This is a genomic window from Paenibacillus tyrphae (genome assembly GCF_000722545.1).
Classification (GTDB): Bacteria; Bacillota; Bacilli; order Paenibacillales; family NBRC-103111; genus Paenibacillus_G; species Paenibacillus_G tyrfis.
In genome coordinates, this window is sequence record NZ_JNVM01000041.1 from 118,027 (window position 1) to 131,419 (window position 13,393).

A 13,393-nucleotide genomic window follows, 5' to 3' on the forward strand; every position below is an offset into this window, starting at 1 on the left:
TCACCAAAGGTTAATTTTTTCGTGTTGATGCCCCTTTCGTAACCTCCATCCTATGCAAAAACAGCTAGATCTTTCAAGAGTGGCCGAAGGGTATAGAAGGATCGAGTTTTACTATATGTAAACAACAATCTTGTCATTTTAACAAATGTAATTTTTTTATTTTATTATTATGGAATATTGTGGTAATATTGTTTTATATTCTTAGGGGAGGTTGGTTTTTTCGTGCGGGTCGTTAATCGCTCTTTGCGTTGGGAAATTGAAGACCAAATGAAGCTGCATGGTTATAATATCAATCAATTGGCGGAGCTCTCTGGGATTAACACAGGTAATCTAAGCATGGCCTTGAATGGCATTTCCCGATCAATGACGATCAACCAACTGGATGCCCTGGCCAAAGTTTTCGGAAAGGTGCCCGGATGGTTGTATGAGCTGTACACGGAAGAATGTATCTCCGAAGATAAATTGTCCCGGCCGCGGTTAGTTCCGTATTTGGTACGATGTGCCGAGGTTGGTAGAAACGATTGTATTGATGCGGTCGTATCTAAAATTCTTGATAACCCAAAAAACGTGCAAATCATCTTTGCTGCGGCAGAGAAGCTATTCAATAAGGGAAAACATAAAGAATCGGAACGCTTTTATGAAATTGTTGTGGAGAACGTCAAAGACAGCTTTTCCGAAATGCTGGCGATGAGTCACTACCGGTTATTTACGGTCACGCAAGGTACGGATGCGGAGAAGAATTGGAAGGCTGTTATCCGGTTTGATCTGTTTCGAAACCGGTTGCCGGAGGGCTATCGTTTGGATGCGTTGTTTCAATTAGCGAGAGTTTGTTACTCGTTGAAAAAGTGGAGCGAGGTTGAAGAATATGCGGGCGAGCTGGTGGAGCTAAGTACTGTTCTATGCGGTGATGATGAGGTAGCGCCTAAACGGCATCCCGTGTATTATTACGGTAAGGGACTCTTGTATAAAGGAGCTGTGCTGGAAAGACGAGGGGTATATGATCGAGCGAAAGAATATGTGCTTAACTACATGAATTTAGAATGGCCAGATCCTCTCGATGAATCTGGCCAAAAAGAAGTGGAACAGTTTAAGATTTGGGGGAAAGCGAATTTATACACGCTTGAAGTATTGTCTGGAAACAAAGGCATTATTAATGAATATGCCGACTATCTAGCAGGCCTTAACCGGTTAAATGACGTTGTGGCCGGATTGAATGCTATCATTACGTCAGCGAATACATATGAGTACAATGTTGATCATGTGCTGGCGCGTTTTTCCGGCTCTATTGAACGTTTCGATTTATTTAATCATGATCCGATTCTTTCAGAACGACATCTTCGATACAGGTATCACAAAGCTATTTATGAGTTCAGGCATGGCCGAATTCGAGAGGGACTTGATGAGACATTACATTGTCTTTCCTTAGCCAACGATATGAAAAAGTATGAAGATGGTTTTCAATGTGTCACGTTATTTGAATCTTATCGAGAACGGGCCTCAGTTCAGCAATTGAAAATGTATCGGTCAGCCATGGGCGTGAGAGAGGAGGTGTATTTAGAATGAAGGCTTATTTCCTGGCCCTGGTTATCGCCTTGGGGCTATTTGGTACAGTCGGGTCTTTTGTGCCAGGTCCAAGTGCTGGCGCGGTAATCAAGCTGCTTGACCATGGAACAGAATAACATTTTGAATAATTAACACCCATACCTTGAGGCATTCTGCACAAAGCAGAATGCTTTTTTTATGTCAATAAAATTCTTCATAAACTCCATGCGCCCATTATTTGTAAGTTTGGAAAGTGAGCGAATAATTCGTTTTCTGGAAGGTAGTTAACCAACATGGCGGCCGATGTAGATTGTCCAAGTCGCCATGTTGGTCCAGATAGCTTAATTGAAATGTTCCAATACGATTTTGCCGATGGCTTGTCCGGATTCGATCTTGGCATGGGCAAGCTTCAAGTTCGCAGCGTTAATTGGCGACATTCGCTCAGTAACCGCGGTGCGAATTTTTCCCTCATCGACAAGCTCCGCTAACCGATTCAGCAAACGATGCTGTTCTTCGATGTCCTCGGTCTGAAAAGTCGACCTCGTAAACATCGTCTCCCAGACCACCGTAACACTCTTGCTCTTCAACAAGCCCAGTGCAATGGGTGCTTCATTTTCCACGATAAGACAGATTTTCCCTTGCGGTGAAATAACTTCCTTCATGTTGTTCCAATGTTGATCCGTATTGTTCATGCAGAAGATATAATCGACATGGTCGAAGCCGATCTTCTGCAATTGCGGGAGAAAGGGCTCGTAATGATTGATCACAAAATCCGCTCCCAGCTCCTTGACCCATTGAATCGATTCAGGTCGGGAAGCCGTTCCGATGACGGTAAGTCCAGCCAGCTTGGCAAGCTGCAAGGCGATAGACCCTACGCCTCCCGCGGCGCCGATCATCAGAATCGATTTGTTCCGGTTTGCTTCAGGATTCTGGGAAATGAGAAGCCGATCAAAAAGACTCTCCCAAGCCGTAATCGTTGTTAACGGCAAGGATGCGGCATTGGCAAAATCCAGTGTCGACGGCTTTCTTCCGACGATCCGCTCGTCCACCACATGAAATTCGCTGTTGCCTCCCGGCCGAATGAGGCTCCCTGCATAAAATACCCCATCTCCCGGCCGAAACAGCGTGCATTCCGGCCCGACTTGCACGACGACTCCAGCTACATCCCAACCAAGGATATACGGAGGCTCTCCAACTTTATTATCGTAGGCGCGTACGATCGGATCGGCCGGGTTGACCGAGATGGCTTTTACTTCAACGAGAATATCGCGTCCTTGTGGGGAAGGCTTGAGCACCTCAAGATCTAACAGACTCTCCGGATGTTCGATTGGCAGATACTTATAATAACCGACCGCTTTCATCGTTTCAGGCGTTTTACTCAAATCATATCATCCCTTCTTGTATTAATTCCTGCCAGCCATTTCATTATATTTTAATAAGTAATATACTAAAAGTATGCAAATAAATAATATTAAGTATCAGAAACCATACCTAGAAGGGATGTTCTACATGTTAAATCCAATAAAAAAATGTCCGGTTGAAACAACCTTGGGTGTTATCGGCGGAAAATGGAAGGGGGTCATTATTTATCATCTGCTGAGCGGGACCAAGCGGTTCAACGAGCTCCGAAGGATCTACCCCCAAGTCACTCACCATACCCTTACGCTCCAATTGAGAGATCTTGAACGAGAAGGGATTGTTTCACGAAAGATATATAATCAAGTACCGCCTAAGATAGAGTATTCGTTAACGGAGTTTGGGAGAACGCTGGAACCGATTATTTTGCTAATGAAAGAATGGGGAGATCAATACGAGGTAAGAGTAAATTCAAGTGATCATTTGGAAATGAATGCGGCTGAACAATCGGACTTATGAGGAGATGTAACCGAACTGTGATTGGGGTGCTTCCTATGGGGGGAGCATCCTTTTTCTTTTTCTCGGATCGCGCCTTATTAGCAATAATTCACTTAAAATAAACTATGTTTTAACTAATAAATGAAAAAGAGCATAAAATTACAAAATTGACATAAATCTACTACATTTGCTATATACACCTCCTGCTGCTAAAGCTATAATGCAAATAGAAAAAATTGGAGGGTGATTCCAAGGATGGAAAAGGTGTGGAATGTCGTATGGAAAAAAGATAACTACGCATTGGAGAAAGTAAGGTACAACAAGGCGCTGAAAAAATTTGATATATACGAAAACCTGGGAGTCAACTTTCATAAATATAAAAAAGTCGGAGATTTCGGGGCAGGCGGGGGCTATATGACGTTGGAATTGATCAACCGGTACCCCAGTATTGAAAGCGTGAGATTGTACGATTATTCGGAAGATGCGCTACTCAAGTCCAAGGAAAATCTGGCGAATTACAGCCGTGTCAGCTTTAAACAGCACGACTTGAACGCTCCGATGACAGATCATGCCGAACAACATGATTTTATTATGGCGTTCAGTGTGCTGGAGCATGTTCACAATTATGAGACAGGCTTGCAGACGTTGTTCGACCATTTGGAAAGCTCCGGGGAAGCCATCATGGTCTGGTCCCATGCGAATTCGATTTTTAAGTGGCAGCGTCAATGGTACGAGAAGCTAAACCTCTGGAACTATGGCTTTCAGAAGGAGATGTCCGTAAAGGAAATCTATGAATTTCTGGACGGCAAATTTGATGTGCTGTGCTGCAAAGTCGTTCCATGCGTCGGAGATAAGGGCGTCTGGACCTTGCTGGATAATGTGATCCACAAATTCAATAAACAGAGCGGCAGATATCTATTTCTTCACCTGAAGAAGAAGCACTAGGGGAATGCTTGATGCTCGCTTAAAAACGATAAGAAGGTGAAGGTCATGATGATCGACGACATGGAAATTCATTACAACCAATGCCCTGAGAGCTATCAGTATGTTTTGGTTGTTTTATATTATAAGGATCAATTTGTTTTCGTGAAAAACAAAAAAAGAAAGTGGGAATTTACAGGGGGGAAAAAGGAAGACGGCGAAACGATTCTGGAGGTTGCCAAGAGGGAAGCTTGGGAAGAAGCCGGAGCCGTGATCGAAAATATACAGGTGGTAGGCTACTATACATTAACCAACCATGAGAATGTGATTATTTCCGCCGCGGAAGTCTTGTATTTCGAGGATATTCCCGCATTCTCCGAAACGACGGAAGTCCGATTATCGACAACGCTGCCAAGCGAAGAGGAATTGTCGTTTACGGACGGAATTTACAAATCGATCTTCAGCCATATCAAGGAACATGGTTATGAAAGTTAAAGGCGTTCTACTCAGCGTTGCTTCTGTTCTGGTGATGAGCCTCTCGCCGCTGACCAATATGTTCTCTCTGTCGTCGATCGACCCGATGGTCGCCAGCTTTTACAGCAGTCTATTTTCCGCTTTATTCTGCCTATTGTTTTTAGGGGTCAGAAAAAAAAGCCTGACGTTCGTCAATGATAAAAGAATTTATCTGCTGGGGGTCACCAACTCCATCGGCGTCGTATGCCAATATTTCAGCTTGTTTATGCTGGGACCGATCGCTTTTGGCTTAATCGGCCGGTTTTATATTATTTTTTCGCTGGCCTTGGCCGTATTCATCCTCCGTGAGAAAATTAAATCGTCGAGTTATTTTCCGATCGTCATTTGTATCTTAGGTTCCTTTCTGGTTGTGAACACGGGATCGTCGAACAATAATATGATGGGGATTATGTTGGGGCTGCTGTATACCTTTTTGTTTGCGTTAACCAATTTGCTGGCGAAGAAACTGGTGGATCGGATCGATTCCTCTATTATTTTATTTTACAACCAGATTATTTCTACCTTATTGATCGGCGCGTTTATATGGATGACTCGGGGAGATTACAAAGTTTTTTTCGCCGGAGAAAGCTTGTTGTTCATTGTGATTGCGGCATTTTGCAGCGGTTTTCTTGGCATTATCTTGTTCTACGAAAGCATTAAATACATCAAATTTTCGGTAGCCAATCTGATCCGCTCGTTGAATCCTGTCATTGTTTTCGTGTATTCGTATCCTTTCTTCCCGATTGAGATTACGGCTAAATTTATCGCAGGCAGCGTGATGATTGTCGTTTCGGTCATCTGGTTGAACCTGAAGCAAGAGTAGCTAATGCCTTTCCAAAATGTGCTATGATATGGGGGAGCTCATATCTCACATGGAGGTGAAGCGGTTGAAATACGTTTACGGTATTTTAGCTGTACTCGGAATCATACTGCCCTATTCCCAGTTCATACCGTGGGTTGGCGAGCATGGTCCTAACCTTTCTATATTGATAGGAGAAGCAAGTCAGACCCGTATCGGCGCATTCGCATGGCTGGATGTCGCGGTTTCGGCAGCGGTCTTAATCGCCTTCATATGGTGTGAAGGGAGTCGCAAAGGAATGAAATGGTTATGGGTACCGATCCTTGGGACAATAACCGTTGGCGTTTCGTTGGGACTTCCGTTGTTTTTATTGCAACGAGAAATTCATCTGGAGAAAAAACGTGGATAAAAAAGCGAAAAAAATACTCATGAACACCTTCTGGTCATCCGGCGGTTGGAAGGATCGGCCGTATACCTTTGCCGGCGAGGATTTCCTTATGCCAAAAGCAAAGGGTTAATGTTCGATCCCATCACGATTACGCATGATGAATTGGTCGAACGGCTGCATCAATTGCATCAGACGGTGACCAAGGAACGGGTAGCCGCTGCGTTCCTGCACAGTCTGTCTACGAAAAAAGTTTATCTGCGAAGCGCCCTGTCGAGCTGGGCCCTGACGTCCCAGCTGCCTCGGCATACCTACGGACAGCGGAGTGCGGTGCGGCCGAATTATAGCAGCTGCGGAGATTGCAATTTCCATGGCCTCATGTCAGACCGGGATTGTGTCAATGCGGATTTGAACGTGCTGAATTTCGAGCGGGTCAAATGGGGAGGCGTCCGCTTGAGCCAGCTTCTGTATTGCTGGCTGGATCTCGAATTGTTCAGCAAGGAAGAAGAAGCGTTCGAGGTTACCGGTGAGGATGTTGCCATGCTCCACCGAATGACCGAAGCGATTCAGGACTGCGCTGAGCATGAAGGCGCTCGGCAGTTGGAGAAGCGCTGGAAGGATGCATTTCCTTCAAGCAAGCAGGAGCGGGATGTAGTGATGGAAATATGGGGATATGCCGGATTGCTGACCCAGCAGGATACGCCCCGCAAGCTCCGGGGAGGGAGTCACGATTTTAACTCCGTTGCGGGGTGGCAGGGAAGCGACCGGTACTCCCGGGAGGCGCTGGAATTTTACTTCGGCGCTTTTCTGTAAGCAGGGCCGATTTAGAGGCCAGGGGGGGCTTGCGCGTTCCCCTCGGCAATTTAGGAAAAGCCATTTATACGCCTCTGTATATCAGTTCAGCCCGTTTATTTTGGGTACTGATGATAGGGGCTTTTTTGTATGCGCCGGACTTGTTCAGAAATTGTTCAGATTTGTCACCTATAATATTGCTGGTGTCTCGTCATTTTGCACAATCAGACAAATAGCGAGAAGTTTCAACAAAGTTGGGACGATCGGATTAAACGTACGATAATAGCAAACCCGTTGAAAGATGGGGACGCAAAGCTTCAGGGGCTAATGAATTTGCCGAAGACGCAAATGCCGATGCCAGCCAGCTGCCGATACGACGGAAGCCTCCGTCTTTTAGCGAATTCTCGCTCTGGGATGGGGGCTTTTTCATTCCACTCTTTGTTCGTTTTAACGTACAATGGCTTGCCCGGGAGCCTTAGTTTGAAAAAGGGTGAGGTTTATTGCCGACAAACGCTTTCGGCTTCCTGAAATTCTTGCTGTTTTCTCACATATTCAATATATAAGGAGGATGAAAATGACGCCAACGAAGGAAAATCGGTTGTTTTGGAAAAAGAGGCTCGCCCTGCTACTCACTTTCGTTCTGGTGGCAAGCGGTCTGCCAGTCACGATGGCACCACAGACAGCGAAAGCAGCGACGGCCAATCCGGGAGGAGTAGACGGTACGGTATTATGGCTTCGGCCGGATGAAGGGATTGCCGCTGCGAGCGGACAAGCCGTGTCTGCTTGGATCGACCAAAGCGACAGCCAAAATACGGCGACACAAAGTACATACGCCAACCAGCCGACATACTGGAATAATGCCGATTATAATGTGAACTTTAACCCTATTTTAAGGTTTGACGGAAACGATCTGCTTAATCTGGATGTCAATAAACTGCCTACAGGAAAAACGCCAAGAACCATCGTTTCTGTTGCGGCAACAGAGGTAAACGACGGAAATCATTACATCATTTCATGGGGGCAAAATAACCAGTACAAACTTATGGGAATGATGCAAATTGGTACAGCGGGAGCTCTGACCGGCTATACGAACGAATTCATGAGCAGCAGCGGATTCTGGCAGCCGAAAATACCCAACGAGCTATTCGGTACTTATGATGGTGCGAACGGTGCCTTATATAGCAAAATGAAACAAATAGCCAAACAATCTAGATTGTGGGATACCGGTAATGTTGGAGCTGCTGTCGGGTCTATTTTAGGCGGCGGCCAGTATTGGACAGGAACGATCGGCGATTTAATTGTATTCAACCGTGTTCTTAGTGATAGTGAGCGTCAACGTATTAGCACTTACTTGGCGATCAAATATGGCTATACCATGGATAGCAGCGATTACTTAGCTTCCGATGGATCAAAGGTATGGAATGCGAGCGAGAACACAGGCTATCGCTTCAATATTGCCGGAATTAGCCGCGATGATAACGGCGCGTTGCTTCAAAAGCAAAGCCACAGTACAAATGCCGGCAAACAAGTGACTATCGGTTTAAATGAAATTGCAGAAATGAACTCAGTCAATAACTCAGTGTTTGACGCTGCCATGCAATATTTGGTTTGGGGAGACAATGGAAAAGCGTTAACGTTCAATAAGCAACTGGGCGCAACGAATCAATACTATGCCGAGCGTCTCTGGAAAGTACAGAACGCCGGAGCAGTCGGCAAAGTTCAAATTGCCATTCCGAAAGGCGCAATGCCACCTAACGCTTCACTGCTTGTAAGTGATAGCGATAGTGACTTTTCCAGTGCGGCGCAGCTTCCGTTAACGGAGATCACGTTGAATGGCGTGCCTCATTACGCTGCGAAGATGACGTTACATGACGGGCAGTATTTTACCTATGCTGCCAAAGCTCCATTATTAGAAAGTGCCGCGCTTGAACAAACGGTAGCGAACGGGAATCAAGTGACTCTTACATTCGACCAAGATGTGCAGGTGACGGATTTAACCGGCTTTACAATCAAAGTCGGTAATGATGTGGTAACGATAGGCCCTGGGGACTTCAAAATTGACCCTGCCAACGCCAAGAAGTTAATTCTCACTTTACCGGCTGGGTCAGATGTCTCCGGCAAATCAGTGAACGTATCCTATGATGGATTGGGTAACTTGAAAAGTCCATACGGTACTCCTGTCCATTCCTTTGCTATGGATGCTGTCGATTCGTTTGTCGCTGCTTTGAATATCACGCAGCCTAGTGTTAATCCAGTAACCGCTGGCAAGCCAACGATTGAAGGCACGGTCGAACCGGGCTCTGCGGTGAAGATAGTGATCAAAGATTCCAACGGCAATCCGATAACAGGCGCAGGTGGGGCTGCAGTTGTTGATGGCAACGGCAACTGGACTTTTACTCCCAATGCGGGCTTAACGGACGGTAAGTACACGATTGAAGCAACTGCCACAAAAGACAACAGAATAGCAACAAAAACAAAAGAGATCAACGTAGCCATAGCAGCACCGGCCTTAACCATCGCTGAACCAAGCGGCAATACGGTTTCCGTGTCCAAGCCTGAAATTAAAGGGACCACGGATGCAGGCGCAACCGTTACCGTTGCGATTAAGGACAAAGACGGCAACGTCGTAGGTACTCAAGCCGTTACAGTCAATCCGGACGGTACATGGAATTTCACGCCGGATAAAGATTTGGCCGATGGCAAGTATACGTTTGAAGTAACCGCAGCAAAAAACGGTAAGTCTACTCAAGTGACGAAGACGGTTACCGTAGACACTTCGCTGCCTGCATTAACGATCACCGAACCAAGCGGCAGCACGGTTTCTGTGCCGAAGCCGGAGTTCAAAGGAACAGCAGATGCCGGCGCGACTGTTACCGTTGCGATTAAGGACAAGGATGGCAACGTCGTAGGCACTCAAGCCGTTACTGTCAATCCGGACGGTACATGGAATTTCACGCCGGATTCCAATTTGGTTGATGGTAATTATACGTTTGAAGTAACCGCAACAAAAGACGGCAAATCTACTCAAGTGACGAAGACGGTTACCGTAGACACTTCGCTGCCTGCGTTAACCATCATCGAACCAAGCGGCAGTACAGTTTCCGTGTCCAAACCGGAATTTAAAGGAACCACGGATGTCGGAGCGATCGTTACCGTTGCGATTAAGGACAAAGACGGCAACGTCGTAGGTACGCCAACGGTCACAGTGAATGCATACGGCGTATGGAGCTTCACGCCGGATAAAGCTTTGGCGGATGGTAATTATACGATTGAAGTAACTTCAACCAAAGACGGCAAGTCTACTCAAGCGACGAAGACGGTGATCGTGGCGACCACGAACGATTCCAAGTTGGCAGGGTTACAGCTCAATAGCTGGAACGGAACGCCGATCGGGTTGTCGCCAGCGTTCGATGGAAGCACGACCAAGTATACGGCTTCCGTAACGAATAGCGTCTACAGCGTGACGGTAAGCTCGTTGCCGCTTGATCCAAACGCCAAGATTGAAGTCTCGGTCAATAATGGTCCTTGGCAGCAAGTTGCTAATGGTACGGCAAGCGGTAACTTGCCTTTAAATGTAGGAACGAACACGATTGTTGTAAAGGTTACGGACGCCAAAGGCCACGTAACGGAATATACGTTGACGATTACAAGGGAATCTAGCGACAGCGGAGACTCGGATAGCAGCAGCGGCGGAAGCACTACGACGCCTTCAACCTCTACAGGTTCGTCTTCGTCCGGAGGTTCGACAACACCGAATGGCTCGGGAATCGAAACCTCGGTGAACGGCAAAGACGATGCATTTGCAACAGGGAAAGAATCCACCTCGGGAGATCGCAAGGTGACTTCGGTTCAAGTGGATTTGGACAAGCTGAACAAAGCCTTATCGCAAGGGAACGGACAGAAGCTTGCGATTCATTCTTCGAAAGATGGCGATATGAAGGTAGACGGATTGACGGCAGGAACCGTAAAACAGCTTGCCGACAAAGGAACCAGCCTCGAAATCAGCAACCCGCTGGCGATCTACCCAGTTCCAGGCGGGAAAATGGATTTGAGCGCGGTGTCCAAGCAGTTGGGCAACGCGGCGCTCGGCGATATTGCCGTTCATATCGATATCGCCCGTGCTTCGGACACGTTGATTAATAACGCCAAGAACAAAGCGGCAGCGGAAGGCTACGAGCTGTTGGTCAATCCGGTCGATCTGGATATGACCTTCTCGCATGACGGCAAGATGGTAAGAGCGGGGCAATTGAGCGGATATGCGGCGAAGTACATCGCGTTGCCGGAAGGCATCGATCCGAACCGCATTACGACAGGCGTTATCGTTAATCCGGACGGCAGCGTGTTCCATGTGCCGACGGTTGTAACGAAAATCAACAGCCGTTATTATGCATTGATTAAAGACTTGCGCAGCAACGGCTCCTATTCGGTCATCTGGAATCCGCAAGATTTCGATGACGTAAAGAGCCATTGGGGCAAAGCGGACGTGAACAATATTGCGGCGAGACTCGACCTTGCCGGAACCGGGAACAATACGTTTTCGCCGGATCGCAACGTAACGCGCTCCGAGTTCTCGGAGATTGTCGTGGCCGGTCTCGGTTTGAAGCGTCAAAATGCACCGCAGAACAAGTTCCCTGACGTTTCGGATTCCGCTTGGTACCGCAGCCCCGTAGCGATTGCGAACGAGTTCGATATCGTCCGCGGCTACGAGGACGGCAACTTCTACGGCGACCGTCAAATCACGAGAGAGCAGGGCATGGCGATGATTGCCCGGGCTTACAAATTGATCGAGACGAAAACCGCACTGAGTCAGGAGCAGACGGATGCGCTGCTGGCGAAGTATGAAGATGCGAAAAAGGTATCTGCTTGGGCGAGAGAGGATATCGCTCTGATGATTGAGGCGGGAATCGTGCAAGGCAACGGGCCGCAGCTTCTGAGCCCGCAGTCGAATATGACACGCGCCGAAGTAACGGCATTGATCGCAAGATTGCTCAAGACCACCAATCTGATCGACAAGTAAGCAAGCTATCCTGATAACCATTGGCGACGATCCATGTCGTCGATGGTTGTTTTTTACTTAATGAGCAAAGCCGGTTCTGGAAACACCTTGCCAACGGCGGTAAAGTTCGCTAGTCTGGTAATGTAGCTAGGCAAAGCGGCGCTAGAGCATGTCAACGAAAAGAGGGAAAATATGGACAAAAACCTATTAGAGCAGCTAGACCTCTGGCATGAAGAAGATGAATTTGAACAAATCATCGCTCGGATTCTGGAAATTCCAGAACAGGACCGCGATTATGATGTAATCAGTCATTTGGCGAGAGCCATGAACAATCTGGAACGTTACGAGGAAGCGCTGCAGCAGCTTTTGACGATTGAGAAGCAAGGCGGGAACGACCCTTTGTGGCATTTCCGCGCGGGGTATGCCTACTACTATCTGGAACAATACGAGGACGCCGTAAGAGAATTCGAAATCGCGGATCAACTAGCCCCCAAGGACCGGGCCACGCTGTCGTTTTTAGTAGAGAGCCGTCATGGTCTCGCCGTAATGAACCGCAAACGAAAGCAGTCGCTGGCCCTACAGGCCCGGAACGAGCAAAGAAGAAAGCGCGGGGAGGGAAAAATTCCCTTTGAAGGGTTTGACTTGACGAGCTTTTGGAACGATAGCGACTACGCGTTAAAACATTATGTCAGCGAGCCGCCTACGGATGAGCTTATTGCTTCGATCGAACAAGAGCTCGGCTATACATTGCCGGCCTCTTACATTGCAATGATGAAATTGCATAACGGCGGGGAGCCAGTCAACACTTGCTTCCCTTCAGAGGAAGCAACGTCTTGGGCGGAAGACCATATTGCGATTATGGGAATCATGGGGATCGGGCGCGAAAAGCCTTATTCGCTCTGCGCAGAATTTGGCAGCCAGTTTATTATTGAAGAATGGGGCTATCCCGATATTGGCGTGGTCATTTGCGATTGCCCTTCGGCAGGTCACGATGTCGTGATGCTGGATTATCGGAAATGCGGCAGGCATGGAGAGCCTGAGGTGGTCCACGTCGATCAGTCATGCGATTATGCAATTACGTTTTTGGCCGAAAACTTCGAGGTCTTTGTCCGGAGCTTGGTGCATCGCGATGTCTATGATACCTCGGAGGAAGGGAAGTATGAGGCTTTGCGGAAGGTGGCCCATGAGGAATTTTCCCCACTGCTTTCGGAGCTGTGTGCCCGCGTCACCGAGGTCGACAACATGGAGGAGATCATCCGTGCGATTTGTACCCGAATTGTAGAGGAAAAAGGGTACTTTGCTTTCCATACGGACGAACTTTCGACGTTGATGTATGACCTGCAGTTTTGGCTGTACACCAAGTCTTACCCCGATACAAGCCGTGAACAATATTTGAAGGATTATAGCAAAATGATCGCTTTTAGCGGGTCGTTCAGCACGGGTGGGTATGCGCCCGGCTTTCTCGCGGACTGGCTGGACGATCGAATCCGGCAAAGCATGATTATCGGGACAAGCGATGCGCTTACATTCACGGATACGGCAACGAAGCAATTGCTGGAGAAGCTGAACGTATTCGCTTCTGCAACTTAAA

9 protein-coding genes, 1 pseudogene and 1 riboswitch are annotated in these 13,393 nt (G+C 47.4%); of the genes and pseudogenes, 9 read left to right on the top strand and 1 reads right to left on the bottom strand.

All coding sequences use genetic code 11. The features are described 5' to 3' along the window. Positions 1–222: 222 nt before the first annotated feature. A complete protein-coding gene (locus tag ET33_RS32195; RefSeq protein WP_036692050.1) occupies positions 223–1,563 on the top strand; it encodes a helix-turn-helix domain-containing protein in 1,341 nt (446 codons plus the stop codon). Positions 1,564–1,883: 320 nt separating this feature from the next. Here ET33_RS32195 and ET33_RS32200 read toward each other — a convergent pair whose 3' ends face one another. Further along, positions 1,884–2,903, bottom strand: a complete 1,020-nt coding sequence (locus ET33_RS32200; protein ID WP_036692140.1) for a zinc-binding alcohol dehydrogenase family protein — start codon at positions 2,901–2,903, stop codon at positions 1,884–1,886. Positions 2,904–3,051: 148 nt separating this feature from the next. Here ET33_RS32200 and ET33_RS32205 point away from each other — a divergent pair, with 148 nt between their 5' ends. From ET33_RS32205 to ET33_RS32240, 8 genes and pseudogenes are all read left to right on the top strand, one after another. Further along, positions 3,052–3,417: a winged helix-turn-helix transcriptional regulator gene (locus ET33_RS32205; RefSeq protein WP_036692053.1), complete on the top strand. Its 366-nt coding sequence runs from the start codon at positions 3,052–3,054 to the stop codon at positions 3,415–3,417. 234 nt (positions 3,418–3,651) lie between these two features. Continuing rightward, the gene (locus tag ET33_RS32210; RefSeq protein ID WP_036692058.1) at positions 3,652–4,341 is read left to right on the top strand and encodes a class I SAM-dependent methyltransferase; all 690 of its coding nucleotides are present in this window, start codon (positions 3,652–3,654) and stop codon (positions 4,339–4,341) included. 45 nt (positions 4,342–4,386) lie between these two features. Further along, positions 4,387–4,812, top strand: a complete 426-nt coding sequence (locus ET33_RS32215; RefSeq protein ID WP_036692061.1) for an NUDIX domain-containing protein — start codon at positions 4,387–4,389, stop codon at positions 4,810–4,812. Further along, positions 4,802–5,653 (top strand): DMT family transporter, encoded by an 852-nt coding sequence (locus ET33_RS32220; RefSeq protein ID WP_161783582.1) that lies wholly within the window; start codon positions 4,802–4,804, stop codon positions 5,651–5,653. The genes ET33_RS32215 and ET33_RS32220 overlap by 11 nt, the downstream gene beginning before the upstream one ends. A gap of 49 nt (positions 5,654–5,702) precedes the next feature. After that, positions 5,703–6,038: a DUF2834 domain-containing protein gene (locus ET33_RS32225; protein ID WP_036692066.1), complete on the top strand. Its 336-nt coding sequence runs from the start codon at positions 5,703–5,705 to the stop codon at positions 6,036–6,038. Further along, positions 6,031–6,827, top strand: a pseudogene (locus ET33_RS32230) (hypothetical protein). Before ET33_RS32225 ends, ET33_RS32230 begins: the two are co-directional and overlap by 8 nt. A gap of 253 nt (positions 6,828–7,080) precedes the next feature. After that, a riboswitch (cyclic di-GMP riboswitch) is annotated at positions 7,081–7,179 on the top strand. A 201-nt stretch (positions 7,180–7,380) separates the two neighbouring features. Further along, positions 7,381–11,823 (top strand): Ig-like domain-containing protein, encoded by a 4,443-nt coding sequence (locus ET33_RS32235; protein WP_036692069.1) that lies wholly within the window; start codon positions 7,381–7,383, stop codon positions 11,821–11,823. Positions 11,824–11,994: 171 nt separating this feature from the next. Further along, positions 11,995–13,392 (top strand): SMI1/KNR4 family protein, encoded by a 1,398-nt coding sequence (locus ET33_RS32240; protein WP_036692071.1) that lies wholly within the window; start codon positions 11,995–11,997, stop codon positions 13,390–13,392. The last annotated feature ends 1 nt before the right edge of the window (position 13,393 follow it).